This window comes from Nitrososphaera sp., from assembly GCF_037447015.1.
GTDB lineage: Archaea > Thermoproteota > Nitrososphaeria > Nitrososphaerales > Nitrososphaeraceae > Nitrososphaera.
The window spans coordinates 22,874-49,640 of record NZ_JBBIHK010000007.1 but is presented as its reverse complement, the minus strand read 5'-3'; the positions used below and the strand labels follow the sequence as shown (position 1 = coordinate 49,640).

The 26,767-nt window shown below is 57.0% G+C and carries 29 protein-coding genes and 1 tRNA gene; 18 read left to right on the top strand and 12 right to left on the bottom strand.

The genetic code is table 11. The features are described 5' to 3' along the window. Positions 1 to 4: 4 nt before the first annotated feature. Positions 5 to 346 (bottom strand): hypothetical protein, encoded by a 342-nt coding sequence (locus WKI84_RS04345; protein ID WP_337862300.1) that lies wholly within the window; start codon positions 344 to 346, stop codon positions 5 to 7. A 463-nt stretch (positions 347 to 809) separates the two neighbouring features. Between WKI84_RS04345 and WKI84_RS04340 the strand changes: the two genes are divergently transcribed. From WKI84_RS04340 to WKI84_RS04305, 8 genes are all read left to right on the top strand, one after another. Continuing rightward, a complete protein-coding gene (locus WKI84_RS04340; RefSeq protein WP_337862299.1) occupies positions 810 to 1,142 on the top strand; it encodes a ferredoxin family protein in 333 nt (110 codons plus the stop codon). Then, the gene (dph2, locus tag WKI84_RS04335; RefSeq protein WP_337862298.1) at positions 1,139 to 2,140 is read left to right on the top strand and encodes a diphthamide biosynthesis enzyme Dph2; all 1,002 of its coding nucleotides are present in this window, start codon (positions 1,139 to 1,141) and stop codon (positions 2,138 to 2,140) included. The genes WKI84_RS04340 and dph2 overlap by 4 nt, the downstream gene beginning before the upstream one ends. Before the next feature lie 386 nt (positions 2,141 to 2,526). Continuing rightward, on the top strand, positions 2,527 to 2,778 hold the full coding sequence (locus WKI84_RS04330; RefSeq protein WP_337862297.1) for a hypothetical protein: 252 nt from the start codon (positions 2,527 to 2,529) through the stop codon (positions 2,776 to 2,778). Positions 2,779 to 2,801: 23 nt separating this feature from the next. Further along, the gene (locus tag WKI84_RS04325; RefSeq protein WP_337862296.1) at positions 2,802 to 3,167 is read left to right on the top strand and encodes a hypothetical protein; all 366 of its coding nucleotides are present in this window, start codon (positions 2,802 to 2,804) and stop codon (positions 3,165 to 3,167) included. Then, positions 3,157 to 4,590: a UbiD family decarboxylase gene (locus WKI84_RS04320; protein WP_337862295.1), complete on the top strand. Its 1,434-nt coding sequence runs from the start codon at positions 3,157 to 3,159 to the stop codon at positions 4,588 to 4,590. The genes WKI84_RS04325 and WKI84_RS04320 overlap by 11 nt, the downstream gene beginning before the upstream one ends. A 22-nt stretch (positions 4,591 to 4,612) precedes the next feature. Beyond that, on the top strand, positions 4,613 to 4,960 hold the full coding sequence (locus WKI84_RS04315; RefSeq protein WP_337862343.1) for a hypothetical protein: 348 nt from the start codon (positions 4,613 to 4,615) through the stop codon (positions 4,958 to 4,960). 66 nt (positions 4,961 to 5,026) lie between these two features. Continuing rightward, positions 5,027 to 5,599 carry a hypothetical protein gene (locus WKI84_RS04310; RefSeq protein WP_337862294.1) on the top strand — a complete coding sequence of 191 codons (573 nt, stop codon included), beginning with the start codon at positions 5,027 to 5,029 and terminating at the stop codon, positions 5,597 to 5,599. A 51-nt stretch (positions 5,600 to 5,650) separates the two neighbouring features. Beyond that, positions 5,651 to 5,728: transfer RNA gene (locus WKI84_RS04305), tRNA-Gly, on the top strand. A gap of 491 nt (positions 5,729 to 6,219) precedes the next feature. Here WKI84_RS04305 and WKI84_RS04300 read toward each other — a convergent pair. After that, on the bottom strand, positions 6,220 to 6,720 hold the full coding sequence (locus tag WKI84_RS04300) for a hypothetical protein (protein ID WP_337862293.1): 501 nt from the start codon (positions 6,718 to 6,720) through the stop codon (positions 6,220 to 6,222). A gap of 79 nt (positions 6,721 to 6,799) precedes the next feature. Here WKI84_RS04300 and WKI84_RS04295 point away from each other — a divergent pair, with 79 nt between their 5' ends. Then, a complete protein-coding gene (locus tag WKI84_RS04295) occupies positions 6,800 to 7,297 on the top strand; it encodes a CopD family protein (RefSeq protein WP_337862292.1) in 498 nt (165 codons plus the stop codon). On the opposite strand, the gene rtcA is transcribed toward WKI84_RS04295, so the two are convergent. Both rtcA and WKI84_RS04285 read right to left on the bottom strand, forming a co-directional pair. Continuing rightward, a complete protein-coding gene (gene rtcA, locus WKI84_RS04290) occupies positions 7,294 to 8,361 on the bottom strand; it encodes an RNA 3'-terminal phosphate cyclase (protein ID WP_337862291.1) in 1,068 nt (355 codons plus the stop codon). The two genes, WKI84_RS04295 and rtcA, sit on opposite strands and share 4 nt — an antisense overlap. A 278-nt stretch (positions 8,362 to 8,639) precedes the next feature. Next, positions 8,640 to 10,427 carry a sialidase family protein gene (locus WKI84_RS04285; protein ID WP_337862290.1) on the bottom strand — a complete coding sequence of 596 codons (1,788 nt, stop codon included), beginning with the start codon at positions 10,425 to 10,427 and terminating at the stop codon, positions 8,640 to 8,642. Between the two features lie 107 nt (positions 10,428 to 10,534). On the opposite strand from WKI84_RS04285, the gene WKI84_RS04280 reads away from it, so the two are divergent. Both WKI84_RS04280 and WKI84_RS04275 read left to right on the top strand, forming a co-directional pair. After that, positions 10,535 to 11,101 (top strand): nicotinamide-nucleotide adenylyltransferase, encoded by a 567-nt coding sequence (locus WKI84_RS04280; RefSeq protein ID WP_337862289.1) that lies wholly within the window; start codon positions 10,535 to 10,537, stop codon positions 11,099 to 11,101. A gap of 56 nt (positions 11,102 to 11,157) precedes the next feature. Next, positions 11,158 to 11,550: a hypothetical protein gene (locus tag WKI84_RS04275; RefSeq protein WP_337862288.1), complete on the top strand. Its 393-nt coding sequence runs from the start codon at positions 11,158 to 11,160 to the stop codon at positions 11,548 to 11,550. A 168-nt stretch (positions 11,551 to 11,718) separates the two neighbouring features. Here the strand turns inward: WKI84_RS04275 and WKI84_RS04270 are convergent, their stop codons facing one another. Beyond that, positions 11,719 to 12,183 (bottom strand): tetratricopeptide repeat protein, encoded by a 465-nt coding sequence (locus WKI84_RS04270; RefSeq protein ID WP_337862287.1) that lies wholly within the window; start codon positions 12,181 to 12,183, stop codon positions 11,719 to 11,721. A 93-nt stretch (positions 12,184 to 12,276) separates the two neighbouring features. Between WKI84_RS04270 and gatD the strand changes: the two genes are divergently transcribed. The 3 genes from gatD to WKI84_RS04255 all read left to right on the top strand — a co-directional run bounded on the left by gatD (position 12,277) and on the right by WKI84_RS04255 (position 16,023). After that, the gene (gatD, locus tag WKI84_RS04265; protein ID WP_337862286.1) at positions 12,277 to 13,653 is read left to right on the top strand and encodes a Glu-tRNA(Gln) amidotransferase subunit GatD; all 1,377 of its coding nucleotides are present in this window, start codon (positions 12,277 to 12,279) and stop codon (positions 13,651 to 13,653) included. A 109-nt stretch (positions 13,654 to 13,762) separates the two neighbouring features. Further along, a complete protein-coding gene (gene gatE / locus WKI84_RS04260) occupies positions 13,763 to 15,706 on the top strand; it encodes a Glu-tRNA(Gln) amidotransferase subunit GatE (protein ID WP_337862285.1) in 1,944 nt (647 codons plus the stop codon). Next, positions 15,706 to 16,023 (top strand): hypothetical protein, encoded by a 318-nt coding sequence (locus WKI84_RS04255; protein WP_337862284.1) that lies wholly within the window; start codon positions 15,706 to 15,708, stop codon positions 16,021 to 16,023. The genes gatE and WKI84_RS04255 overlap by 1 nt, the downstream gene beginning before the upstream one ends. 106 nt (positions 16,024 to 16,129) lie before the next feature. On the opposite strand, the gene WKI84_RS04250 is transcribed toward WKI84_RS04255, so the two are convergent. Further along, complete coding sequence (locus WKI84_RS04250) at positions 16,130 to 17,170, bottom strand: hypothetical protein (RefSeq protein ID WP_337862283.1); 1,041 nt, start codon at positions 17,168 to 17,170, stop codon at positions 16,130 to 16,132. 141 nt (positions 17,171 to 17,311) lie between these two features. Between WKI84_RS04250 and WKI84_RS04245 the strand changes: the two genes are divergently transcribed. Then, positions 17,312 to 17,947, top strand: coding sequence for a CPBP family intramembrane glutamic endopeptidase (locus WKI84_RS04245; protein ID WP_337862282.1), 636 nt, complete (start codon positions 17,312 to 17,314; stop codon positions 17,945 to 17,947). 39 nt (positions 17,948 to 17,986) lie between these two features. Then, entirely contained in the window at positions 17,987 to 18,514 is a 528-nt protein-coding gene (locus WKI84_RS04240) for a hypothetical protein (protein WP_337862281.1), read from the top strand. Here WKI84_RS04240 and WKI84_RS04235 read toward each other — a convergent pair. Beyond that, a complete protein-coding gene (locus WKI84_RS04235; protein ID WP_337862280.1) occupies positions 18,498 to 19,127 on the bottom strand; it encodes a hypothetical protein in 630 nt (209 codons plus the stop codon). The two genes, WKI84_RS04240 and WKI84_RS04235, sit on opposite strands and share 17 nt — an antisense overlap. A 56-nt stretch (positions 19,128 to 19,183) precedes the next feature. Here WKI84_RS04235 and WKI84_RS04230 point away from each other — a divergent pair, with 56 nt between their 5' ends. Both WKI84_RS04230 and WKI84_RS04225 read left to right on the top strand, forming a co-directional pair. Then, positions 19,184 to 20,218: a DNA double-strand break repair nuclease NurA gene (locus WKI84_RS04230; RefSeq protein ID WP_337862279.1), complete on the top strand. Its 1,035-nt coding sequence runs from the start codon at positions 19,184 to 19,186 to the stop codon at positions 20,216 to 20,218. Beyond that, the gene (locus WKI84_RS04225; protein ID WP_337862278.1) at positions 20,215 to 21,687 is read left to right on the top strand and encodes a DUF87 domain-containing protein; all 1,473 of its coding nucleotides are present in this window, start codon (positions 20,215 to 20,217) and stop codon (positions 21,685 to 21,687) included. Before WKI84_RS04230 ends, WKI84_RS04225 begins: the two co-directional genes overlap by 4 nt. 10 nt (positions 21,688 to 21,697) lie before the next feature. On the opposite strand, the gene WKI84_RS04220 is transcribed toward WKI84_RS04225, so the two are convergent. From WKI84_RS04220 to WKI84_RS04200, 5 genes are all read right to left on the bottom strand, one after another. Next, complete coding sequence (locus tag WKI84_RS04220; RefSeq protein ID WP_337862277.1) at positions 21,698 to 22,045, bottom strand: P-II family nitrogen regulator; 348 nt, start codon at positions 22,043 to 22,045, stop codon at positions 21,698 to 21,700. 138 nt (positions 22,046 to 22,183) lie between these two features. Next, positions 22,184 to 23,173, bottom strand: coding sequence for a lamin tail domain-containing protein (locus WKI84_RS04215; RefSeq protein WP_337862276.1), 990 nt, complete (start codon positions 23,171 to 23,173; stop codon positions 22,184 to 22,186). Between the two features lie 75 nt (positions 23,174 to 23,248). Next, positions 23,249 to 23,476: a hypothetical protein gene (locus WKI84_RS04210; protein ID WP_337862275.1), complete on the bottom strand. Its 228-nt coding sequence runs from the start codon at positions 23,474 to 23,476 to the stop codon at positions 23,249 to 23,251. Beyond that, complete coding sequence (locus WKI84_RS04205; protein ID WP_337862274.1) at positions 23,473 to 24,480, bottom strand: UDP-N-acetylglucosamine-1-phosphate transferase; 1,008 nt, start codon at positions 24,478 to 24,480, stop codon at positions 23,473 to 23,475. Before WKI84_RS04205 ends, WKI84_RS04210 begins: the two co-directional genes overlap by 4 nt. A 6-nt stretch (positions 24,481 to 24,486) precedes the next feature. Then, positions 24,487 to 26,667 carry a DEAD/DEAH box helicase gene (locus WKI84_RS04200; protein ID WP_337862273.1) on the bottom strand — a complete coding sequence of 727 codons (2,181 nt, stop codon included), beginning with the start codon at positions 26,665 to 26,667 and terminating at the stop codon, positions 24,487 to 24,489. Positions 26,668 to 26,767 lie beyond the last annotated feature (100 nt).

The window sequence follows — 26,767 nt, the reverse complement described above, 5'->3', positions numbered from 1 at the left end:
AAAGCTATCCTGACATATATTTTTCAAGTCCTTCTTTAGGAATAAAACTGACATTGCATTTTTCTTCTTTTGCAGCATGCCAGATCCCATGGTCTGCAGTATAAATGACGGCTCTTTCTATTTGCGCAGCCGCAAGAACATAGCAATCGACAATAGAAATACTGTGTGTCTTGTGCTTCAGTTTAAGAAGTCCCCCAGCTTGAAATGCCATTTTGTCTCCACCACCGTCTGGGACTATGCGCACGTTTTTTCGATTTTTCAAGGCCAAGAGATAGCATTGTGCCGCAATCCCCCCATCCAGCATTTCAATACGACAAAAGATCTCTGAAATCAACGGTTCAGTCAAAAAATCATTATATCTGCGCCCGAATTTAATTGACGCCAGAACCTTTGCCTCTTTTCAGGAGTCTTGTGCCTGTATCGGGCCACATGAGCCACAGTATCTAAAACAGCTTTCAAGTCCATTCCTTTGGAATTTTCAGTGCTTAACTGTGACCTTTCCGTCTTAGTTACATGCAACAATTACATCGTTAGAACTTTTCGAGATAATATGGCAAAAGAATTCGGTTCCAATTTCTCATAAACAGGTTCTCTTTTTTCTGCAGTGCTCTTTCATGGCATACGAATATCCATGTGATTTTATTTTATATATTATTATAGATAAGGAGTATCGTCGCGCCGAGTTCTGCGCAAAACAGTCTGGCAAGGTCTTACTGCAAAAACAATAGACCATCAGCATCAGGTAGATTATACGCGCGCACGCACACACACAGCATGATTTAAATTGAATTTTGGAAACTGGTCTTTCGTTGCCGATAGACCCGGACTTTCAGGCGCACAGGCGAGCAGAACAGTATGGCGACCTGGAGGTGTGGAAAAACGGCACCGGCAACGATTTGGGCATCTACGGCACAGAAGTCGCAGTCGACTTCGACCTGTGCATAGGCGACGGCGCGTGCATGGACGTGTGCCCGGTCAACGTGTTTGACTGGCACTATTTGGCAGACGGCGGCAGCAAGAAAAAGGCCATCCCCTCCCGCGAGAGAGACTGCATCTACTGTTTTGGCTGCGAGGCAGTCTGCCCGAAATTTGCGATAAGGGTCACGCCCGCTGCGGCTGCAGGAGCGGGGAAAAAGAAATGATCAGGATAGACGAAAAGCGCATCTTTGAGGTTATAGAGGAGCGCAGGCCCCGCTCGGTCGCGCTCAACGGCGCCGAGGCGCTCATACCGAGGCTGCAGGACGTTGCAGACCACATTACAGAAAAGGCAGGCATCGAAGCCTACGTCATCGGCGACACGTGCTGGGGCTCCTGCGACCTGAACACGCATGCGGCAGACATGCTTGGCGCAGACATACTTTTCTCCGTGGGTCACACCGTGGCGATGGAGAGCTTTGGCGAAAAGGTGGTCATGATAAACGCCTACGACGACGTGTCGTTTGAAAAGGTGACAGAGAAGTTTGCAAGGGAGATGAAGGGCAGATACAAATCCATTTCGTTGCTGACAGACAGCCAGCACCTGGAGCAGGTCGAGCCTGCAAGGAGGATACTGGAGTCTTATGGCTACAGCGTGATAATCGGCAGGGGCAAGGGGCAGCTGCGCGACGCGCAGGTGTTTGGCTGCGAGTTCTACCCCGCATGGAACGTGCAGAAAAAGGTGGACGCCTATCTGTTTTTGGGCCAGAGCCAGTTCCACTCGGCAAGCGTAGCCATGTCGACGGAAAAGCCGACGTTCATGCTCGACCCCTACTTTGAAGAGTACACGCAGGTCAACGAGTTTGCGCAGGGGCTGCAAAAGCGGGCCATTCTTGCAATCTACAAGGCGCTGGACGCAGAGAGGATAGGGATAATCATCGGGCTCAAGGAGGGCCAGTTCGCCCACGTGCGGGCGCTCGAATTGAAAAAAGAGCTGGAAAAGCTCGGCAAAAAGGTGCAGCTGATAGCGCTCACAGAGGTCACGAACGACAGGGTGCAGATATTCAAGGGCATCGACGCCTTTATCCAGGTGGCCTGCCCCAGGATAGCGACGGACAACCACTTTGACAGGCCGATGCTGTCGGTGCCCCAGGCGCTTGCCCTCATAAAACTCCTGAAGAAGGAGCCCATAGAAGACTTCCTGAAGATGCAGCACTGGCTCTAGAAACAGGATATAGCTTTTGGTTCTACCCGCTTTTTGTAATTGCGCGCCTCACGCAAACAATTAAATAGACCATAGAAATCTTGACAGATTTTGCAGCAATTGATAGGTTTCACACTATCAGAGCCAGCTTTGCCATATAATTACACATACAGGAACGCCGGAATTGCATAATATTTTTAGCATGGATCTACTATTTTCCCATAATTTATTTAGAACATTTGCACGATTAGTTTTGTTTATATTGTATAATATTTGACAAAACATGCCTTTTGATATTAAAAAATTTGTATAAATCTTAAATAGATATTGTGCGTAATAGAGCGCACGGGAAAGGCGCTATTTCACGGCAATCGTCGTGTTTATAGTAACATAACCCGGTGATAAAAATGACTTGCAAAGGCATATGCATCCGTCACAAGGCTCAAAAGCCAGTCGGCTCTGGCCGGTACGCTTCGGGACAAAAGAGGTGCCAGATCTGCGAGATATTCATCAAGTGGGATGGCCTCTGGTGCCCATGCTGCGGGTACAGGCTGCGGACAAAGCCGAGGAACCTGAAGTACAAGGCAAAGCTGCGCGCAAGGACGAAAAAGATGAGCGTGGCTACGGCCCCCAAGCCGATAACCGTAAGGTCCCGGTAACACTGCAAAGACTGGCTGGCAACATGGAGAGCGGCGGAACCCACGAGAGCAGGACCGTGAGCTCCGACAGCGGCAGAAATTTCCTGCTTGAAGCCACTTTTTTCGGCAACGGCACTTTTTTATCGGTTTCAGAAGGCGGCGAGCGGCGCATAGGCGCAGTCTCGGTGGCGATCAGCTCGCAGAACAACGTGAACGCGGCCAGGGTCATACCGAGCAAACACGACCCCGTCTTTGTCAGCACCCTTTCAGAGAAGGTCGCGGCGATGACAAACGGGATATGCATAGTCTCCTTCTATGCCAAGGCCCAGCTGGCCCTTGACGACATGAAAGCAATTATGGGAGAGGTTATGAACCTCGTTGGGGCGATGAAGGACAGAAATGTCAAGTAATAACAATAACAATAGTAAAGCCGGCGCGGCGGCCGACCTGCGCAGCTACCTGGCGCTTTTAGAGCAAGAGGGTGAGCTTGTGCGCGTGAAAAAGCAGGTCAGCCCGGAGTTTGAGCTTGCGGCCGTCGTTTCAAAGCTCGACTCTAAAGAAGCGGTGATGTTTGAGAAGGTCAAAGGCAGCAAATTTGCAGTGGCAAGCAACATCTGCGGCACTGCAAGGAGGTTCTACCTTGCCATCACCAACAACAACAATAATAACGACAGCGGCCATGCCAGAAAGGCCCCCGAAGGCAGGGGTGCAACCAGGCAGGCGATCCACGGCAGGATAACACAGGCGCTTGCCGCCGCAGGAGGCAGAGGGCTCCCAAAGCAGGGGGCAAAGGCGCCCTTTGAAAAGAACTCGTCCCGCAGCCTGATGGACCTGCCAATTGTCACGCACTTTGAAAAGGACGCCGGGCCTTTCATCACCGCCTCCATAGTGTTTGCCAAAGACCAGGAGCGTGGGAACCAGAACTCGTCGACGCACAGGCTGCTCCGGCTGGACGAGCGGCACATGGCCATCAGGATGGTCGAGGGCAGGCACCTGCACAAATGTTACACGTATGCGCGGGACCACGGCGAGGACCTGAAGGTGGCAATAGCGATAGGCGTCCATCCTGCAGTAAGCATCGCGGCCGCGTACCAGGCCGCGTACGGCGTGGACGAGATGCTCATAGCAAACTCGCTCCTGGAAGGCAGGCTCGGCATTGCAAAGACAAAATACGCTCAGGTAAACGTGCCTTCCCACGCAGAGATAGTGCTTGAAGGCAGGATACTGAAGGACAGGGTGCAGGAGGAGTGGATGGTAGAGATGCTGAGGACTTATGATTTCAGGCGCAAGCAGCCCGTGTTCGAGCTGGAGCGCATCAGCTACCGCGATAACGCAATTTACCACGACATACTGCCAGGCTATGCGGAGCACAGGCTGCTGATGGGCCTGCCCGTGGAAGCAAAGATGTACGACTATGTCAAAAGCGTCGTGCCCACCACGCAGTCTGTCCACCTGACAGACGGCGGGAGCAACTGGCTTGCCGCAGTCATCCAGATAAGGAAGAGGCTCGAAGGGGAGCCCAAGAACGCCATCCTTGCAGCATTTGCGGCCCACCCGTCGCTCAAGATGGCGACAGTGGTGGACGACGACATCGACCCGGCAGACCCCGTGGCAGTCGAGTACGCGGTCACCTCAAGATGCCAGGCCGACAGGGGCTTTATCATAATCCCAAACGCCAAGGGCTCGAGCCTCGACCCTTCAAGCGACCAGACGAACCTGCTCACCACCAAGGTCGGCATCGACGCGACCGCGACTGTCCTGAAGGCCAGGGAGCGGTTTGAGATAGCCAGAATACCGGGCGAGGAAAAGACGGACCTTGCCAAGTATATTTGAACAAGAGATTAAATAGCCATTGATGGTAGAGAAAGGCGCCATGAAAGCTAACAATTATGCCATGAAAGACTGGCACCTTGAACACGTTGAAAAAGTAATTGTGCGCTTTGTAAAGGGCGTGGCCCCCGACGCGTCTTCTTTTGAAAAGAGGAACTACAAGAAATACAGCACGGTGTCAAGCTGCGCCAAGCAGATCGAGTACGACATCAAGCACGGCGTCACCCACGAAGAGGTCATGGCCGTCGTGAAAAAGGTGCGCCACGACAAGCAGTTCAAAGAGCTGCAAAAGATCCCCGACGCGCTGCAGAGGCTCGACGAGCTGGAGCGCCAGATCTGCGCGCCAAGGAAGGTCGTCGCGTCCTTCTTTTAACAGAGAAGAGAAGAAAAGACGAAATTTATATTGGCGGCAGTTGGGCAGTTTTCTGCCCATCGCCACATGTCATCATCCGAATATAGGTTCACAGACGGCAACCTGCTGGTGCTCTACGCCGTGCACAGGGGCAAGGCGGCCGCCGCCGGCGTGCTGCCCGACTATGTGCAAGAGCGTGTGAAACTTGCGCTAGAGACGTACGGCATGATAATGAAGTCGAGGCCGGACAGGCACAAGACGATGGTGATGGTGGTCGCAGACGAGGGCGGGCCGGCAGAGATTGTCAAGCAAGAGCTGGTAAAGGGCGGCGTCAGGCCAGACATCATTGCGGTGGACACGCAGTCAAAGAGCATCGCGCAGACGCTGAACTACCTGTATGACATGGTGAGCAAAAAGCCCAACCCGCCGTTCATCTATTTCATAGCGTCGGTGTGGCTGCACGAGACGTTCAACGCGACTGTCATATCGATAATGAAGGACATCAGGGTGCAGTTTTACGGGGCACTGGACCACAGGCCCGTCCACGAAGTCGAGGCGGAAAAGGCCACCGACGCGCCCAAGAAGGGCAAAGAGTACTACAAGCGCAAGATAACCAACAAGGCAGTCGACACCGTCCTGAACATCATATTTCCTGGTTAAAAGATTTAATACCCATCAGGCTGCGCAGGTATATTGTTGCGGAAAGCAAGTGCGGTCATCGTCTAGTTTGGTCTAGGACGCTGGCCTTCCAAGCCCGCGACCCGGGTTCGAATCCCGGTGACCGCACCAAAATTTCTCTTCATACAGCAACGACGGTGATGACGATTATGACGGCTGCTATCCCTCTTTCTTGTTTCCACACCAGCGGCAACAGCAGCATCGACACCAGCGTGACTAACAGGATGCAGGCCACATCGAGGCGACGCCGGCCCGGGCCATCCTGCGCGCAGTCACCTACCCGCTCGCAAACACTATGACGTTTGGAGGCGTGCCAAGCATCGCCAATATGCTGAGGGCGATCCTCCTGGCGCGTTTGATTTTTCAACGGCCTTGGCAAGCACGAGGCCGCCAAGGAACAAAAAGACCATCTGGTCTGCGTAGGGAGCCACGACCTGCGGCACAGGCATCGCGCCGGCTGCCGGCAGCACGACCACTGTCATAATCATAATCATAATCATCGTCATAGCTGACAGCAACGGTCGTAGCGTCGAGTTGCAAGGTATAAAGCCGCGCGGTTGCAATGCAATGCAATGCAGAGTGGTAGTCTGCCTGTCTGTCGGTCAGATCTCGCTTTCAAACTGCTTTTCGTGCTGCACCAGCGTCGACTCGATGTTGGCAGTCCCCTGCGCCTTCCACTTTATGCCGTCTGCGCCGCTATCGCGGATCTTGGCAAACATGGCGTTGCCGCTCTCCACGACGAACGGGCTGCCTGTGCTCTGCGGTATGTTGACAGAGCTTCCTGCAAAGATGGCCGGCCTGCCGTTGAGCGGAATGTCCTCAAACGATATGGTGCTGGTGCCAACCGGCTGGCCGTCTGCAAACAGCTCGTACTCTATCTTGGAAGTCGTTATCGTCTGGTCGGTAGGGTTTGTGATTGTAAAGACCGGCCGCAGCTCGAGCCTGTCGTCTTCGACCCGTGTGACTTCTACAGACGATAGCCGCACCACAACCAGGTTAAAATCAGGAGCTGTGGCACTGAAAAGAGCAGGGATGAGAATGATGGTCGCGGCGACCGCGGCGATGGCGCCGATCAGGATGGCTCTGCGCGGGCCTATGATCACGGCAATAGCTCGCCGGGGAACGCATTAAAACCTTTCCCGGCGATTCGATAATATATAGTTCGAAAGCGTCAACATCTCGATGGCTGTTGCAGACGGCCTCGTCACATGGATTCACCTGATAGGCTCCTCGATCTGGGTGGGCGGATCCATCTTTATAGCGGCAGTCGCCGTGCCGGTGCTCAGGTCGCACTTTAAGGACCTCGACGAGCGGGTCGGCCTCATGGTCAAGGTCGGCAGGCAGTTCAACAGGGTGACGGTGCCGGCGTTTGCGATCCTGGTGGCGACTGGAATCTACAACGCAAGGGCGTTCATATCCTACCCGGGGGCGCTTGCTGATTCCACCTACGGCGTCCTGCTTTTGATCAAGATAATCCTCGTCCTTGCGACGATAGGCGCGTACGTCGTGCACGTGAAAACGCTCAACGCAGACATGGAGCGCAGGATACTCTCAGGCAACGCAGGCAGCGTCTACGTCCAGTCGGTGAGGTCCAAGATAATCCACCTGGGCAGGGTGATGGTCGGGCTGTCCATCGCGATCCTGCTGCTTGCGGCGCTCCTTGACAGCGGCGGGCTCTAACCTCTTGTTATAATGACCTGATGCAAGGATTCAGATTCTTTTACTATTTCGTGCCGGCAGCCGGTCATCATCCCTGCAACCTGCAGGTTCGTCTTCAAGTGCTCTGTCACTCTGGCGACCCTGTAGCGCGACGTTCCCTTTGCAAGCGACAGCGGCAGGACGAGCATGTCTGACAGGAACGGATCCACCGCGGCGCCTGCAAGCGCGCTCTCCAGGTACCGCTCGGCAGCCTCCCGCCCCACCTGCTCGGCGCGCTTGCCTATCTCGCCTATCGAGTCGCCGCCGATGAACGGCCCCCCAAGGTCCGACGTGCAATATACCAGAATAGAGGTGCCGGGCGACGCGGCCGTTTCATAGGAAGCAGTGTAGCTTTTGCAGCGTATCCCCTTTTTCTCGAGCGCGACGAGCGCGGCAGTCGTCTGCCGCTCTGCCACGTGCTTGGGCAGCTGGCTGCAGACGCTGATTATCCTTGGCGGGACGGCACGGCCGTTCAGAAACTCGGCTGTCGGTGGCGGCGACCTGCACGGCTCTATGACTGCTTTTACCACGCCGCCCCCCTTGGGGTAATACCCTCTTTTCAGGACCTCGACTGCGAATTTTATGCCGACGCTCCTGTATGCGTCAGCCACCACGTACCTCAGGTAATCAATGGTGGGGCTGGCCTTGACGTCCGTGCCGCCGGTTATCTCGATTTCAAGCGAGTTGCCCGACAGCGCCACTGCGGGCACGACCGTCATCAGCGTGAGCGGTATGCTGCCGGCGGTGCCAATGTCCACCTTCCTAGCAAGGGGGCCTGAAAATTCCCCGGGCTCAAACCTGACATGGACAGAGCCCACGTGCAGCCCCTCGGCCCGGGCCCCAAACAGGTCTGCAACGACCTGCACGGCTGCAAGGTGCGACGGCCGCAGCCCGGGGTTTGGCCTCCTGAACCTGATGTTCGTTATTTCGACCGGCCTGCCGGTTATCGCCGAGAGCGAGACTGCGGTGCGCAGGATCTGGCCGCCCCCCTCGCCCTGCGACCCGTCAATGACAACAACATCAGAAGCATCAGCAGCCGGCTCCACGTCTCTCTTCCCCTTACTAGCCTGCCCTGCCTTTATTATTATATTTCCAGCCAGTCAGTCGCGCGTGCGTCTTTTTTTGTTTGAAACGCGCTGCAAAACTCCTTTATCGTTTTTCGACCTAGATGCCCACGTACGCGAGCGATAGCAATGGGCAGGCAAAAACTGCGGCAGACGCAAAAGCGCCGACAACGACGACGACAGCAGCGTCATAAAAAAAATAGCGGCGCGTTTCTCGCCCCAGCGGCAATGGTGCCTTTTTGTACAGATGCGCCGGCGCGCTAGTTGAACACCATCTGGCCGCTGATCGTGGCAGGCGTGGCATAGATGGTGCCAATCTGCTTGGCAGACAGCCTAAAGTAATTGGACGACGATTGCAGCGAGAGGTACTTGACTGCCGCATCTTCGCAGTTCAGCGAAGCAAAGTTCATCCTTGTCGAGAAGGATGATAACCTCTGCCCGTCGAGCTTGCCCGACAGGGTGACCGTTGACGGCGACCATCCCCCTACAGACATTGTGATGCTCGAAAGCGTCGCATTAAAAGCTACAGGGTTTGGCGGAGGATAGATGGACGAGCCGGTGATGCTTATTCTGCCCTGCAGCGATCCGGCCTTGACCTTCACTTTGGGCACGGGCCCGGACGTGTCGCAGACATAGCCGCCGGTTATCTCCAGGTGAGAAGTCCCGATCGTCCCAAGCCGGTTAGACCACTTGACGGCGCTGTCCTGCGTTACGGTGAACGACCCGCTTCTAGCAAGCGACCTAGAGCCCTTGAAATAGACCTTGGATACAGGGTTGGCATGGTCGCTGCTGTCGTTCACGCCCCAGATGATGTAAACGTCGTCCCCTTCTGCCGCGACCTTGTCAAACACTACATAGTTCCTGCTGTCCAGCAGAGTGGCAGGCCCGGGGATAGAGCCGTAACTGTCAAGGTGCATGAACCTAAAGAGATCGGTCATAGGGACATTAAACCCGTTATCGCGTTGCCAGCTCCAGATCAAGTAGACGTTGTCGTTTGCCGTCTCGAGATCCACGCTCCGGTGTGTGGAATAATGGCTGCTGGTTTCAATCACCGATGTCCTGAAGAGTTGCCCGTTGTTGGAGCTACGGGCAAACACCAGATCGGCTCTGTACGATGTAACGCCGTTTACGGTGGTGGAATAATAGCCCCAGGCGGCAATAAAGAGGCGGTTCCCTGACGCGGCGATATCGAAATAATTAGCGTCGGCTGTAACCGTGCTCTGGGCCGGCGAAAATGCAAGGCCGCTGTTGCTGCTCCAGGCAAGCTTTAATGTGCGCGACTGATCGGTCCATGCTACATACACGTTGTTGCCCGACGCAGCGATTTTGGGCACTCCTGCGCTGACTGAGTTCAGGACGATCGGGTTGCCAAAACTTTTGCCGCTGTCAGAGCTTTGCCGGAAAGCCACGTCAGCAGATTGCGGGTTCTGGCGGTACCAGGAGATATAGACATTGTTGCCGACAACTGCCATGCTATGGTACAGCGATTTGGAGTCGTTGCTTATGTTGACGGCCTGAGAGCTGACGTCGGGCTCAAAAGTGGCGCCGGCGTCCCGGCTCACCCTGAAAAAGACATCAGGCTGCAAAGAATTGGCTGTCCACGAAATATACACGGTGGAACCGTCTGCCACCAGTTGAATGCCGCCGTAGATATCGGTTCCTATGACAGTCGCAGGATCAAAAGTTTTGCCGCCGTTAGTGCTTGCCGTCAGAAATATCTTGGGCGACTGCCCGCCGGATAGAAAACGTTCTCCCCATGCCACATATACATAGCTTCCAGAAGACGCGATCGAGGAAAAGTAGACATCGCCCCCAGAAAGTATAATCGGTGCATCAAAGGTGGCCCCCCTGTCGGTGCTCCTCCTCAGCGTCAGGCCGCCTTCTCCCCACATTGCGTACACGTTGTCGCCGGATGCGGACAGTTGAACTGGAGGGTCGTTAAGCCCGGGAAAAGCTGAAAGCTGGTTCCTACCTCCAAGCGCAACTGCGGCAAAAGCTGGCGCAGGTTGAAACGCCAGAACGGCGGCAGAAAGCACGAGCAGCCCCATAAGCAGTAGCGCAGAAAATCGCAATAGAAAATTCTTCTATGGCTTGTATAAAAATATACACGGCCCGAAAATTGCTTTAAATTAGCGCCTGCCCCCTAACGCTTTACGTGACCGTTACTGCCACCACCGCCCCGGTCGGGCTCTTTGTCGGGCGCTTCCAGCCGTTCCACAAGGGGCACCTGGCTACTGTCAAGCACGCACTAAAGCAGGTCGGCCTGCTGGTAATAGTCGTGGGCAGCGCGCAAAAGAGCCACGAGCCGCGCAACCCGTTCACCGCCGGCGAGCGGATAGCAATGATAAAGGCGGCTCTGGACGCGGACGGGGAGATAGATACCACCAGGATACTGATAATACCTGTCCCGGACGTGGACGTGCACGCGCTGTGGACGCGGCAGGTGGACATGCTTGTGCCAAAATACGACGTGGTTTTTGCAAACGACCCGTTCACCCTTCTTCTGTTCAGAGAAAGAGGGGTCAGGACGGTCGAGCCACCGCTTGTAGACAGGAGCAGGATGATGGCTACTGAGGTGAGGCGCAGGATGGCCGAAGGTGAAGAGGAAGGAGAAAGAGGCTGGGAGGAGCTGGTGCCTGCGGCTGTCGCCCGCATGATAAAAGAGATGGACGGCGTCGAGCGGGTAAAGGCCGTCGCCGGCCACAGAGAGCACAGGCACTGACTGACTGACTGGCTAGCTAAAGTATATTTTCATCTGCCGCTCTTTATTACCCATAGTTGCCAGCAAGAACAGCAGACAAAGACAACAGCACGCAGGACCTTGCAGGCCAGCAGCTCTGGTACCAGGACATGCAAAAGCTGTCAAACGACGAGCTGATGCGCATGTACAACATGGTCAAGGACGGCAGGTACGAGTTTGCCAAGAACGCGTGGTACATCCCGATGGGCACCGCAGACCAGCGCTGCCCGATCATGGTCGCCAAGGGCTACAGGTCGCCGGACACGCTTGCCAAGATGGCCGAGTTCCAGGACACAGCAAGGGCGCTTGAAGGCGAGTACCGGAACTTTATCGACGCGTGGGACTTTGGCTACATCACCACCAGGGACATCGAGCAGGCGATACTGAAGATACTTGAAGAGCGCAACATCGAGATAACCGAGAGGCAATAAGAAAAATACGCAGCAGCCGCTTGCCCGATTTATGATGGCGATGCTGTCAAATCTGCGGCAGATGGGGTCGCAACTATGAGAAGACATTTCATCAGCTGCTAGTTTGACAATGCCCCTCTCAGAATATAGGCAGAACGTGAAACGATCCGGCTTTGTTGGCTCGGTGAGCTATTTTCTGTTCTTTTCTTTGCCCAGTTCATCCAAGGCTCTTTGCTTCCCTTCCCGGGCTCTATGGTTATCTGCATTTAGTCTTAGTGCCTTGTCGTATGCACTAATCGCATCCTCGTATCTTTGTGCAATAAAGTAGAACTCGCCTTTCTTCACCCATGCATCTTCAAAGTCCGGTTCCTTTTCCAGAAGTTTGTCTAGATAGTCTATGCCTTTATCAATCTCCACTTTGCGCAGAAAATCGATAACCTCTTGTGGCACTTGTTTTTTTGGGGGTGGGGGAGGAGGAGGGGTAAAAGTTAGACGAAATTTTACTCTCTTTGTTATGATCAAACATGTCCATCTATCTATAAAGAAAATTATGCAGGTTTGGGATATTAACCAAACCCTGCGGGAAGTGATTGTGATGTCGCCATAGTCAGCGTTTGACTGCCATTTCTCCAGCACAGCTGCAGGTTGTTGCATATACGGTATTCCCCTAGTCCGACTGCCTTTCGTTATGCAACGAAATCTAAAGATAATTAATTAATATAGCAATGCACACGATCAAGCGGCGTCTTGTCGTCATCAGGCAGTGGCGGTTACAGGGGCTCAGGGCTCGAGCTTTTGAAAAGGTACGGCGTGTCGGCAGGCGACGCCGTCTCCATCTCCACGCAGGAGGACGAAACGATAAACGGCATACTAATGCCCCGCTACGAGTCGGCCAACGAAAATTACATCGTCGTCAAGCTAAAGAGCGGATACAACACGGGCATCAAAGTATCTAGGATAAAGTCGATTGCCAAGGCAGACGTTTTAGCAGCTGCTGCGGCAGCAGGCGCCGCGCCTGCGGCAACCCACCAGAAGGAGGATGCAGGTGGCAGCACCGGTAGCAGTAATAGTGGTGGCCTCCCAAGGGTCGCCCTGATCAGCACGGGAGGCACGATAGCAAGCAAGATAGACTACAGGACGGGCGGCGTGAGGGCCGCGCTTTCCGCCTCCGAGCTCTATGCGTCGGTGCCAGAGCTGGCGTCCATCGCAGCAGTCGACCCCGAGGTGCTGATGAGCGAGTACAGCGAGAACCTCACGCCGACGCACTGGACGCAGATAGCGCAAAAGGTGGCAGAGAAGGTGAGGACGGGCGCCTACGCCGGCGTCGTGGTGTCGCACGGCACCGATACCATGCACTACACCTCGGCCGCGCTCTCTTTTGCACTGCAAAAGCTGCCGATACCGGTCGTGCTCGTGGGCGCGCAGCGTTCGTCTGACAGGCCGTCTTCCGACGCCGCTTTGAACCTCATCGCGGCGACGGCGTTTGCGGCAAACGCAGACGCGGCCGGCGTGTTTGTGGCGATGCACGCAGGGACGTCTGACGACGTGGTGGCGGTGCACGCAGGGACGCGGGTGCGCAAGAACCACACGAGCAGGCGCGACGCGTTCCAGTCGATAGATGCCGTCCCCGTGGCGCTTGTGAGGGACGGCGCGACGATAGAGATGCAGGAGGACGCAGGCGTCAGGATGGAGCGGAGGGCAAAGCGCGAGCTGGAGCTCCGTCCCTACTTTGACAGCAGGGTGGCGCTTGTGAAATACCACCCCGGCTTTGACCCGACGCTGGTATACTGGCTCGTCTCCAAAGGCTACGGCGCCATAGTATTCGAGGGGACGGGCCTTGGGCACGTCAACAGAGATTTGTTTGGCGTCCTGAGAGAGGCCGCAGAGAAAAAGGTGCACATGTTCATGACGTCGCAGTGCATCTGGGGCAGGGTGAGGATGACCGTCTACGACACGGGCCGCGACCTGCTTGACATCGGGGTCGTCCCGCTGTCAGACATGATATCCGAGACGGCGGTGGTCAAGGCGATGTGGGCCCTTGCCAACGTGCCGCAGGCAGCCGACATCAAAAAGGTGATGCAGGAGAACATTGCCGGCGAGATTTCAGAAGCGATACCCATCTAGCCGTTATTATTATCATCGTCGTCGTTGTTGTAGTCAGCAGCATTAAAAAAGAGAAGGAGAAAGCAGGGCAGGCAAGGCTTAATACCTGCATTTCACAATTTTTTGCGCAGTGGCACAATCGTTACCCGACCCGGCGGCGCTTGACCTGAAGGTGGGGTTTGAGATACACCAGCAGCTTGCGACTAGGAGCAAGCTGTTCTGCAACTGCCGCTGCAAGGAGGCAGAGAGGTACGACCGCACGTTCTTCAGAAAATTGCGCCCGACCCAGAGCGAGCTTGGCGCGTACGACCCTGCCGCGGTGTTTGAGGCAAGCAAGATGCACACGGTGCAGTACCATGCGGCTGCAGGCACCAGCTGCCTGGTGGAAGCAGACGAGGAGCCGCCCCACGAGGTCAACCCGGAGGCGCTCGAGACAGCGCTCGTCTTCTCCCTTGCGCTCCACTCCAGCACAGTGGACGAGGTGCACGTCATGCGCAAAATAGTCATCGACGGCTCCAACACGAGCGGGTTCCAGCGCACGATGCTCGTGGCCACCGGCGGCTACCTGGAAGTCGCCGGGAAAAAGGTGGGCGTGCAGAGCATATGCCTCGAAGAGGACGCCTCCAAGGCGATTGAAGGCGGCGACAACGACGACGACAAAAAGATGAAAAATTATGGCCTCGACAGGCTCGGCGTCCCGCTGGTAGAGATAGCGCTGGAGCCGGTGACGGCGGGCAGGCCGGAGGACATGATGCAAGTCGCCCTCACGCTTGGCAGGCTGCTTCGCGCAAGCAAGCGCGTCGCCCGCGGCCTTGGCAGTATCAGGCAGGACGTGAACGTGTCGATACTGGGAGGCGCGGTGGTCGAGGTAAAGGGCGTGCAGCAGCTTGACCAGCTTGTAAAAGTGATAGAGCACGAGATGGTCCGCCAGCACGGCCTTGTCCTCGTTGCAGAAAAGCTGAGAGAGAAAGGGATCGTAAACGCAGAGGGGATAGGGGACAGGGTCGAAGACGTCACCGACATCATGGCAGGCTCGCAGTCGAACAAGGCAAAGGCAATACTCGGCTCCCCCGGCTCGGTTTTCAGGGCGATAAGGATACGGGGGTTTGCAGGCATGCTCGGCTACCAGCCGTACCAGGACATCAGGCTGGGCAAGGAGCTTGGCGAGCTCGTGCGCTTTTACGACCTTGGGGGCGTGTTCCACTCTGACGAGCAGCTCACCAGGTACGGCTTTACGGATGAAGAGATAGGGAAGGTCAGGGCAAGGCTTGCACTGGAGCAGGGCGACGCCTTTGCGATGGTAGGCGGGCCGGAGGAAAGGGTAGGGTTTGCGGTGGACGCGATAGTCAGGAGGCTCAGGCAGGCGGCGGCAGGCGTGCCGGCAGAGACTCGCGCCGCCACGCTTGAAGGCAAGACCGTGTTCAGCAGGCCCCGGCCCGGCGCGGCAAGGATGTACCCCGAGACAGACATACCCACGATACCCGTTACCGGGGAGACGCTTGCGTCGCTTGCAGGCAAGGTGCCAAGGCCGTGGGACGAGATGGTCGACGCGGTATCGAAAAAATACGGCCTCAACGCCAAGCTGGCAAGCCAGATATTTGACTCGGACTATATGCAGTTGTTTGAGCAGATTGTTGCTGCCTCCAGCGGCAAAAAGGTGCAGCCAACCTTCATTGCGTCCAAGCTGACCGAGGACCTGACGAACCTGCAGAGGCAGGGGCTCGACGCATCCGCCCTGACAGACGGCATGGTGGCAGACATTTTCAAAAGGCTGGACGACGGCGCCATCGCCAAAGAGTCAGTCACGCTGATATTTGAAAAGCTGATGAAGAGGGAGGCCGCCACGGTGGACGCGGCGGTCAGGGCCCTTGGCGCCTCCTCGATAGGCGACGAGGAGCTTGCGGCAGCGATTGACAGGATAATAGCCCAGCACATGGACGCGGTGAAGGAGAAGGGCATGGGCGCCCTTTCGATGCTCATGGGAAGGTGCATGGCAGAGCTGCGCGGCAAGGCCGACGGCCAAAAGATAAACGCGGTGCTCAAGGAAAAACTGCAGCAAAAGCTGGTGCCCTGATGCACAGACCCAAGCCGGTGCGCGACCACTATACCGAGTCGCTGGCCGTCAACTCGGAGAACCTGGTAAAGCAGCTGGCGCAGGCAGGAGTGCCGGAAGACGAGTCGAGGAGGATATTATACGCCATCTCCGACTCGTACCTGCAGCAGGTGGAGAGGATAGTGCTAGAGTGCGAGCGGGACATGATGGCACTTGAAAAGGCGCCCAGCCCGCTCAGGCTGTTTGTAGAGTCGATAGCAAAGGCCAGACCCGAGTCGCAGGCCGCAAAAGAGCTGCTGCACAGGTACGTCGCGGCGTGGGAAGACTGGATGGTGTAAGGAAAAAGATGGCCGATAAGTCAAGGGCCCTTGCTTGGAAAAAAAGCGGCTTGAGGCGTCATAGTAGAGCCCAGCCAGAGGCGCATCAGGGCATTTTCCATCCGGATCATCCGGTTTTGTAGAACCTCTTGAACACCCGGCAGACTGCCAGCGTGATCCACAGGTCGCGGTCCTGCGCCCTTTTCATCATCCGCGTCGGCAGAACCCACAGCCCTGTCGGCTGCTGGCGGGCGACAAACCAGTCAAGCGCCGCCCTTATCTTTCCACTAATACTACTATCATCATCATCATTATCGTCGTCTATGCCAAACCCCATCAATGACAGGGAATCAAGGGACGACAGCAAATCTGTGAACCAGAAGGGATAGGAAAAGCTTGTCCAAAAGCCGGGGGCGCGCCGGTCAGGATACTTGTCTGCCTCAAAGAAACGTGATGCCAGGAGCCTGCCAGCGGCGCGGGCTTGGGCCGCCTTTCTATAGTCAGGGTGGGCCGCAAACGCGCGCAGGACTACTCCAGTCACCAGGTGGGAAAACGGCTTTGACACGTCAGGGCGTATGGGCTCTCCCCGGAGGACCCCGGGATCAAACTTGCTTCTCCCCCTCTTGCCGACCCCTGTCCGCAGCGGTATCACCCAGCCGCCGTCTGCCTGGCGGATGGAGAGAAGCCAGCTGAATCCTCTTTTGATCCGGGGATCGCCGGCGTACCCCGCCTTGATCAGGAGCTCCATTATGGCGGCAGAGTAGTTTGGGCTGTACTGGTTGCCATAGATGCCTCTAAAGTCACCCTCGCCCGTCTGGCGTGAAAAAAGATATTCGGCGGCCCTCTGCATGGCATGATGCCCCCTGTTCAGGCCATACTTTTCGACCAGCTGTCCCAGCATCCGGTAGGTTTCGATCTGGTTGTAATCTTCTGGCGAACGCATGTGGCCGCCGCCCGGATACTTCCAGGCCCCGCTGTCCAGCTGCCTTTTCAGGATCCTTTTCACCTCGCCCAGCTCCCACAGGCTTGTCAGCGCCTGCTCCCCTGCATTGGTGTTGTTGCCATCATCATCATCAAGATCCCGGCCGGCAAAATAGCGGATTGCAGGGTTGCCCGAGCGCACAAGTGGGACGAGGGCGTCGAACCGCAGCTGCCTGCGCCAGTCCAAGTCCCGTTTTGCCACACATCATTTTGTTGACGGTTTTATAATAACACAGAGAGTGGTTTCCTGTTTCTTCTCCAATTCAGCACCCTATGTGCAGCAAAAAAGCAACGTTCTTTAGCGCGCTCTGATCTCTCTCTGCCGGTCGTGGAAGGAAAGGGCAGGTTCGCCGACGAGCTGGCAGATTTGCACCCTCGCACGTGGCTGACGCGCTTTCGCAAAAACTCTGTCGGCTACCTTGCCAAGATGCTCTTTTTCTACCACGGGATAGGCTTGCTCCTGCTCCTGGCGGGCACGGCAGTCATCGAGTACCTGATACCCGGCTACGAAGAGCCTAGCCTGCCCCGCTCGCTCATAGGCGTGCTTGCGGCCGGCCCGATAGAGGAGACGATATTTTTCGGCATCCCCTTTTACCTGCTCGGGAGCTCGCACGCAGTTATCGTCACAGGCGCGCTCTGGGCCATCCTGCACATATTCAACACGCCAAGCGTCGAGCTGGCGCAGCTGGCGTTTGGCAACTGGCTCTTTGTGGTTCCGTCGCTCTTTTTCGCTCTCAGGACGTGGGCAAGCGGCAAGGGCTGGTTCGCAGTAGCCACCCATTCGGCCTGGAACGGCATCTTTTTCGGGGCAGGGTGCGCGGCCGGCGAAATCCAGTGCTCAATCCTGGAAAAAGACATGCTCTTTAACGCAGGCATGGCTGCGCTCTCTGCCGCGCTCGTCGCAGGCACGTACGTCCTTTACAGGTGGCGCAAAAAGAAGGAAGAGGAGCGAGTCAATATATAATAGGCAGGGCCGAGTTCGCATTTCAGGATATACAAAGACATGACAAGCGACGAACAGGGCGCATCTATGGTTGTTAACGTCAGCGTGACTGTGGGCGACGTCAAGGTCCAGTTCTCCGGGAGCGCCGAATCGGTGATGGCTTCTGTTTTCAATTTCCTCTCAAAGCAGATCCCGGCGATGGACCTTGCAAGGCGCATCTCGCTCAACTATGACGCAGGCGAGCTCGTCGCCAGGTACGCAGGCTTGATCAGGATAACGCCGGAAGGCCCCCGCGTCATCCCGGACACAGACGCAAGGCTGTCTGACAAGGACATTGTCGCGCTCCAGCTGGTGGCTGCAAGGATAGCAAAGGACACGGGCAAGGCGCAGGACGACGCCATGCAGGTGTCAGAGATCCAGTCTGCGACTGCGCTCAACCCCAAGTCCATCAGCTCCCGCATTTCAGAGATGGTCAAGGTAGGGCACGTCGCAAGGGACGAAAAGGAGCAGGGCAAGTACAGGATAACTACTGCAGGCATACACTGGCTCAATTCGCTTGTAGAGAAAAAGGTCAGCCGGTCGCAGTAGTTGTCGTTGTATTAGCAGTAGCAGTAGTAGTAGTGGCAGCAGACACGTCGCCGCCGGGCGGCGGCCTTTTCTGTATGTATCTATAGTTGCGCATCGTGCCCACCCGGGTCAGGACGGTCTCCCTCACCATGTCCGTGAGTGAGTGCGAGACTGCGGTCCGGTCATAGTTGTAGCCCCGCCTTGACAGCTCTTCGTGGACGTCTGCAAGCGACCTTTCGCTGGCAAAATACCCTTCCAGCCAGAGCGTTTCCAAAAGCCCTCTGCACGTCATGCCGCCGCCCTTTATCGCCACTTTCTGCTCGACTCCGCCGTTTGCCTGTGTAATCATCCCTCTTTCCATGGCGGCAGCAGCGGACGCCGGCCTCGACTTCAGGGCCTCTATCTCTTTTCTCAGCTCTGCGATCTGGCCCTGCACGACTGGATCAGAGACCTTGGCCGTGTCGAGGCTGGCAAGCACGTTCTCGACGACCTGCTTTACCTTGTGCTCGGCGCAGGTTATCTCCACCTCCCACTCGCCGTGCTTTAGCTTTATCTTTACCTCATCAGGGGGCGGGTGGGCCTCGCTCACAAGCAATCCGTTTGCAAAGCTATTGATAAACTTGTTGTTGTCCATATTGTTCATGTTGCGCAATATTAATATAATTGTGCCCGCAGTTATTGTTGACCAACATGGCCACGCAACTAAACCCCCCTGCAAGCATCAGCATGATGAGTGATTTTGGCATAGTCGAGTCGGTGAGCAAGTGCCTGGCTCCCAAGCTTGAAGAGTTGAGAGGAAAGAAAATAGTGTTCAGCGCCGACGACAAGAGCCTCGTCCCGGTGGACGGGTGGGGGCTAAAGGCCGGAGGGTCGCCCTATTGCGCAACAGCAACAATAACCACGTTCAAGCCCATCAGGGAGAACACGATGGTGGCGGCCATCGATTCTAGCAGCATCAAGATGGCCGAGACAGAAGAAGGGGCGCTGTATGCGATCAAGTGCGGGGTCGCAGTAGCGTACGGCGGGGCGGCCCTCATGCACTTCAAGATAGGGCCCATGTTGTTCTACCTGAGCGAGAGCACCGTGTACGATTCAGAGCTGGACGACAGGCTGGCGCGCCTTGTGCTTGCAGACAGCGACGTGGCGCGCCGGCTGGTAAGGGTCAGGGCCGAGAGGGCCATACAGCACGAGCTGTCCGGCCACTTTCGGAACGCGATAATCTTGGTCGACGGCTCGCTCCGCTCGTCGGTGTTTGAGGACAGGAGGGGCAGCGGCGGGAGGAGCATGACCAGGATAGCGGAAAACTGCACGCTGTACAGGAACCTGCTTGTCGGCATAAGCAAGAACACGAAACTAAAGATACTGGAAAGGGCAGCGGCGCCCCTTGCCAAAGTGCCCGGGCCGGCATACGTCGATGTCGATGTCATTATCAAGAGCCTGGTGAAAGGCTCTGTCGGCAGCAGCCTGATGGCAAAGCTGGACAGGAACTCGCCTGTGCTCAGGGCCGACATCGTGGGCGACAGGGAGCAGGCGCTTGGCAGGCTGCTTGGCAACGACCCGGTGGCGTCCGGGTACCCGGAGACGCTCAGGCTTGCCCACCACATCTCTACCTTTACGGCCACAGAGGTGACGTGCCTCCGCAGCCACGTGCTCAACAGCTACGGCGTGACCGAGCTTGCGGCAGACGACATTCGCAGGACTCTCCTGGGGTCGATAATGGTATGAAGATCCTGGCCAAGAACGGCAACGAGCTCTTGCTGCTTGCGATGAAGGACGACGGCACGGCAGTCGCCAAGGGCGACTATTTGCTGATAGAGGACAAGGGCGGCAGCAGGAGCATGGCGGTGCAGGTATACGACGAAGAGTACCTGTCGTCGCAGGCGTTGATAGAGGACATGGTCAGGGAGGAGGTAGTCAACGCATCCAGCACCGAGAACCTGCACGACCCGCTCAATATAGGGAGCCTGTCCCGGCTTGTCAGGGACGCAAGGATATTCAAGGCCAAGATAAGGGCCGCTGTGACCTCTGACGGCAGGCTGACAAGCGACGTCACGTGGCTGCCCTCAAGGGTAGAATCAAAGATACGCCGGCTCAAAATGAGAGAGCTCGACTCGCTTTTGGGGAGGACCGGCGTCTACCCGATACCCCTAGGCCGCGCCGGCGACGAGGAATTCGAGATATTTGCAGAGGACCTGGACGGTAAGCTGACGATAATAACCGGCAAAAAAGAGTCTGGCAAATCGCATCTGTCAAAGCTGCTGGTAAAGACGCTTGTGCAGCACGGCGCGTTCGTGGTCGTGTTCGACCTGAACAACGAGTACGCCGGCCTGCGCTGGAACAAGGACGGCACGCCGTCGCAGGTGCACGACAGGGTGATGGTGCTAGAGCCGGGCAAGCAGCTGCGCTTCTCACTTGATTATTGCGGCAAGGCCGCCGTGTCTGGAATGTTGAAAAACGCTCTTGACATGCCCGCCGCCTCTCTCAGAGAGTTTTTCAGAATATGGGACTGGCTTGAGAACAAGCGCACTCTTGGAATAGAGGCCATCGGAAACGCCGTCAACACGTGGAACATCAACGAGCTCGTGCGGGACGCCCTTGTGTCCAGGTATCACTCTATCCAGTCGTCGAGGCTCTTTACAGATTCTGCAAGCGACGGATTCCGGTTTGAAGACGTGATAGAAAATTCTGGCAGCTCATCATCAGGGGCGGCCATGGTGATAAACATGGGCGAGTCGTCAGGGGTCGTCAGGCGCATGACAGTTGAGCTCGTGCTGAGCAAGATAGTCGACCTGCTAGAGCGCAAGGCCATCCCGCCGATATTCCTGTTTGCAGAAGAGGCCCACCTCTACATCAGAGAGACGTACTGGGAGGACCTTATAACGCGCATGAGGCACTTTGGCGTCTATACGACGTTTGTCACGAACCAGCCGGACGCCATAAACGACGGCATATACAGGCAGGTGGACAACATTTTCCTGTTCAACTTTACAAACGACTCTGACCTTGAGAAAATTGCCAAGGTGTCGCTTGCAGACAGCGACACGATACGCTCAATCGTCAGGACGCTCCCGCAGAGGCAGTGCCTTGCAATCGGAAAGGCGGTGCGCGACCTGCCGGTGGTGGTCAGGGTGGCGCAGGCAGAAGTGCTCGCGCTCGGGGAGACGAAAAGGTTCTTCAAGAAGAATAGTGGATAAGAGAAAGAGGTCAGACCATCGAGGTCGAGCTTCTCTTCTTGGAGCCAATGTCCACCGCCTCGCCGACGGTGGAGATGAATATCTTGCCGTCGCCGGCCGCGCCGGTGCTGGCCGCGTCCAGTATGGCCTTGACCGCCGCGTCCACCATCGCGTCGTCGACCACCGTGATGACGTTGGCCCTTGTAGAGAACTCTGCCATGTGCGAAGAGGTGCCCCTTCCGCCCATCACCCGGGGCTTTTCGCCCTTGCCCCTGCCTTTTGCGTCCAGAATAGTTGCGCCTTCCACCCCCGCCCTGCGGAGGGCTTCGTTGACCGCGCTGACCTTTTCGCTGGCAATTATTGCCTCTATGCGCTTCATGGCACGTTCTAAAGGAAGTTACAATATAAGGTTTTCAAACAACCATGCAAGAAGGCTTCAAAATTACCTGCCAGCGCGCCGGCAGTGCAATTATCATAAAATCAACAGAAATAATAGCTCTGTCGGTTCCTAAGTTTGTCAGGAGCAGCCGTACCTCTTGGCCCACTCGGTGCCTGCAAACTCGCTTGTGGAGCACTGGCGCGGGTCTATCGAGGCGTAGCCACTGTCCAGGAGCTGCTGGTTGAGGCTTGTCGCCGACGACGAGCAATAGACGGCGCCCATTATGTTCTTGCCCCTCCCCGGCTGCCTGTCATCCTGGTCCACAAGGGCGCTGTTTCCAAGGCAGAGGTTCTGGGTAAGCGACCTGTCGCTCCTTGCCACCACCTTGGTGAGCGAGAGGTCAACTTTATAGACTTCGCCTTTTGTCTTTTCGACATAGACCGTGTCGGCGTCTGCTATCCTCACGACCTTGCCTTCAAAGCAGAGGGCAGAGCCGGAGCACTTGCCGCCGTCGCTGCCACTCTCGCCGCTGCCTGGTGTCTGCTGCGGAGATGGCGGAGGTGTGGGAGGGGTCACAGCGGCAGAGCTGCTTGAAGACTGCGAAGAAGAAGACCTTGACGCAGGGTCGTTCCAGGTGCCCTGCGTGCCCTCAATGAGCTTCCACTGGCTGCCGCCGTCAGGCATCCTCTGCCACGTGAGCCCGCTGTCACTCCGGTCGACAAGTGACGGGGTCCTGTCCACCACCTGGCCGGAGGCGTCTGTGAGCGTAAGCGAGTCGCTGTTTGCGAGCCTCTCGCCTTCGATCGCAACGACGTAGAACTGGCCTGCGCCTATCGTTGCGCCGGCAGGCACGTTTACGGTAAAGGGCCTGTACGAGGTGGCAAGCGCGTACCCGCCTATTGCGACGTCAGAGCCAGTCGGGTTGTACAGCTCGACCCACTCTTTGCCGCCGTCGCGCCCTTTCGGGTTCAGCTCCACTTCGTTGATGATGACAACGCTGCCAGAAGATTGCTGCGCAAATGCAAGATAGGAATTGTTGCGGTGGCTGGCGCTGGCGGCGGCAAAACCTGATGCCAGCATCACTGCCACAATAGCCAATGCGAGCCCCCCTCCCAGTTTCATTGACATTTCAGATCATCAGCCAATTTTTACGTGCAGGATGTCAATGTGCAGTCAGTATATTAACAATTATGAATAGCGCCTCTAGGGTTGGTCTAGTTTCTTGCGCAGGTACGCCCTCTTTAGCCTGCTCATCCCAAAGGCGAGCAGGGCGACCGCCGCGACAGCAATCACCGCCTGGACGGCCGACGGAATAAGGCGCGGGCTCCCCTGAAAAAAGACGTTGATAGGCGCGACGGCTATGACAAGAAATGCCGCAACTGCGAGCACCATCACCCACATTGCACCCAAGAAGGCGAACAGGCTTTTCAAGTTCCGCCCCCCAGGAAAAAGTATTGCAGGGCTATGGTGGCAAACGCAAGCAGTGCAGAAAAGGCTGCAAGCACGAATATCCGCTGCCCGATCTGCTTTTCCGTGAGCGGCCCGTCGGCCAGTATGAGCCGCACGAGCGTGGCAGGCGCCCCGGCCTCCTTTGACGCGGCCAGCCTGTAGTCGTCCAAGAGGACGACGGGGCGGGCCTTGACCTGCCTGTGCTCGACCACCTTTTTCACGCTGGAGAGGAACAGGAACGAGTTGACGACGGCCGGCAGGAGGGCGACTATGCCTATTATCTCGGCCCTGCCTGCCACTGCCAGCGCGCCGTACATTGCGCCAAGGAGCAGGGTGCCCGAGTCGCCGGGGAATATCCTGCTGGGGTACTTGTGGTACTTGAAAAAGGCAAGGGCGCCAAAGAGTAGTGGCAGGCCGGCCAGGAACACCTGCATGCTGCCAAAGACGGCTATTGCGGCCAGCAGCGGGACAGAGGCTATCAGGACAAAGCCGCTTGCCACGCCGTTGAGCACGTCGATAGAGTTGATGGTGTTGCCGGCAATAGGCATCACGACAAACACCAGAACCAGGTACAGCAGGGGTATGAAGGCGCTGCCAAACACCAGGTTGAGGTGGGCGCCGTGCGCGCCAAGCGCCACTATGGGCACCGCCGCCAGCAGCAGGGCGGCGGGCTTGAACCAGCCGGGCATCACCTTCCTGTCGTCTACGTAGCCGACTGCGAACGCGACCGCAGTCGACGCAAGGACTGCAAGCACAGCGGTGTCCATCGTAAAGAGGAATAGCGCTATCTCTGCGATGGCGATTCCGGCCATGAGGACAGGGCCGGCCGGCCGGGGGACAGGCGGCCTTCCCGGCTTGTGGTAGTCCTGCACCACGCTACCCTTTGCGGTGAGCGACCTTATCGCAACAGGCGTGAGGAAATAGACTGCCGCAAACGAGATCGCCGACGCGACGGCGCCGTACAGTATGATGTCAGTGAAATTCATTGCTGTCTATTCTGCACCGCCCTTCGCTTTCCTCCCGGCCAGCTGGCTCTTTAGCTTTTCAGCCACCGCCGGGCCTATCTTTGGGACCGCGGCAAGCCGGGGCTGCGGCGCCCTCATTATCTTGGCCACGTCGGTAAAGCCGGCGCTGTAGAGGGCCCTTGCGCGCACCCGGCCCACGCCTTCCAGCGCGACAAGCGGGATGAGCTCTTCCTTGATGCCGTAGCGTATGCGCGTCCGGAGCGCCTGCAACTCGGCAAGCAGGTCGTCCCTGCCCACAAGCTTGGCTACCTCGTACAGAGCGTGCGACAGCCACGCGCCGGTCTCGACCATCCGGTGCATGTCGCCCGGCTCGACTCCCATCCTGTCGGCCATCACCCGCTCGCCGGTCTCCTCCATCCACTCGGCAAGCGCCCAAAAGCTGCGCGAGCACTCGTACTCGCTCACCTCGTACAGCAGCTCGTCCCCGTGCTCCTGCAAAAGCAGGCCGACCTCGTCGGCGTCCTTTTTGCGAAGCGACAGCTTGGGGAAAAAGTCCGGCGTCTCTGAAATTAAATGTACAAACCCAAGCGTGTGCCTCCTGCCTCGCTCTGCCTTTTTCAATGCCTCTCTGAATTCTACTGCGGTCTGCGGGTCGATGTACAGCAGCGATGTCTTTTTGCCAAATTCAGTTGCAATGTACCGCTCTCCTTTGAGCCTGACAAGCTCTTGCAGCTCCAGGTATTCCAAAGCAGACTCGACCTTGAACTCGACTGTGGCCGGCCGGAACTGGCGGGCAAAGAGCGTGGCTGAAAACACGTCTGCAATGTCCTGCTTTTTCATCCCCGGCACGGACGCTATCGTGGACAATAGGTGGAACCGGATGGCCCTGTCTGCTGCAAGCTGGGAGCGCAGGGGCTCTGGCGTGCCGAGCACATAGTGGTCATAGATTTCTTCGCCCCTGCCCCCCGTGGTCGAGTCGGCGACGATTATGGCCTCGCCCGACTTGTCGTATTGCGGCCGGCCGGCCCGGCCGCACAGCTGCTTGTATTCCATGACGCTTATTGGGACGTTGCCGCCGTACTCGCCGTCGTACCGCAGTATGCTTGCAACGACGACACGGCGCGCAGGCAGGTTCACCCCCGCCGCAAGGGTCGGAGTCGCAGCCAGCACCTTGAAGACGCCTTTCTTGAACGACTCCTCCACTATCTGCCTGCTGGCAGGGGCAAGGCCGGCGTGGTGGAACGCCACCCCTTTTGCCGCAAGCTGGGCAAGCGTCCTTGTCAGCTCGGCGTCGTCGCCCCTTTCAAGAATCTCGGCAGACGCCCTGGCGGCGAGCTCTTTTGCCTGCGGGTCAAGGCGCTTGTAGACGCCCTCTGCCGCCTTTGCGGCAAGCGACGCCGCCCGTTTTCGGGTTTCTGCAAATATCAGCGCCTGGCCGCCGCCGTCCAGCGCGTCGATTGCGATGTCGACTGCGGCGCCGGCCGGCCCGGCCTGCACGCGAAAAGTCCTGCCGTCGTTCATGCGCACCGACCCGTACTCGTAGACGCCTTCGACCAGCTTTGTCGGGCGCCACCTGCTTTCGACCAGCTGGCAGCCGAGCCAGTCTGCTATTTCGTCGGCGTTTGACACGGTGGCAGAGAGCGCGACTATCTGCGCCTCCGGGTAGAGCTTGCGTATCCGCGTGAGCATCATTTCAAGCGTGGGCCCCCTGTCCCTGTCGCCCAGCAGGTGGACCTCGTCTGCAACGAACAGCCCGACCTCGCCAAGCCATGAAGCGCCGTGGCGAAAGAGCGCGTCCATCTTTTCGTTTGTCAGCACGAGCGCGTCTGCAAGGGCGAGCTCTTTGCCCGAGTCATAGTCGCCTGTTGAAAGCATGACCCTTGGCTTGCTGCCGCTGTTGCCAAGCTCGATCCCTTCAAGGGCCTTCAAATCTGAATATTTCTCGCTTGCAAGCGCCCTCAGCGGAGTAAGGTACACGGCCTTTTTGCCCATTGCGACCGTCCTTGCGATTGCCATCATGGCTACAAGCGTCTTGCCGCTTGCAGTGGGCGTGGTCACAAGCACGTTGTTGCCGTCAAGTATGCCTGCCGCAAGCGCCTTTTCCTGCGGCGGGTAGAGGGAAGAGTAGCCAAGGCGCGCAAGCAGCGGGGCCACTATAGCGGCATTATTGCTATTATTACCATCACCATCATCTTTTGCCAGCGACACTTTTACATACCACACAGGACGGCCCGAGTTTTTAGTGTTTTATTGTTATTTGCACCCGGCTGTTTAACCGCCGGCATGACGGCTGGATAATAAGGTCCTT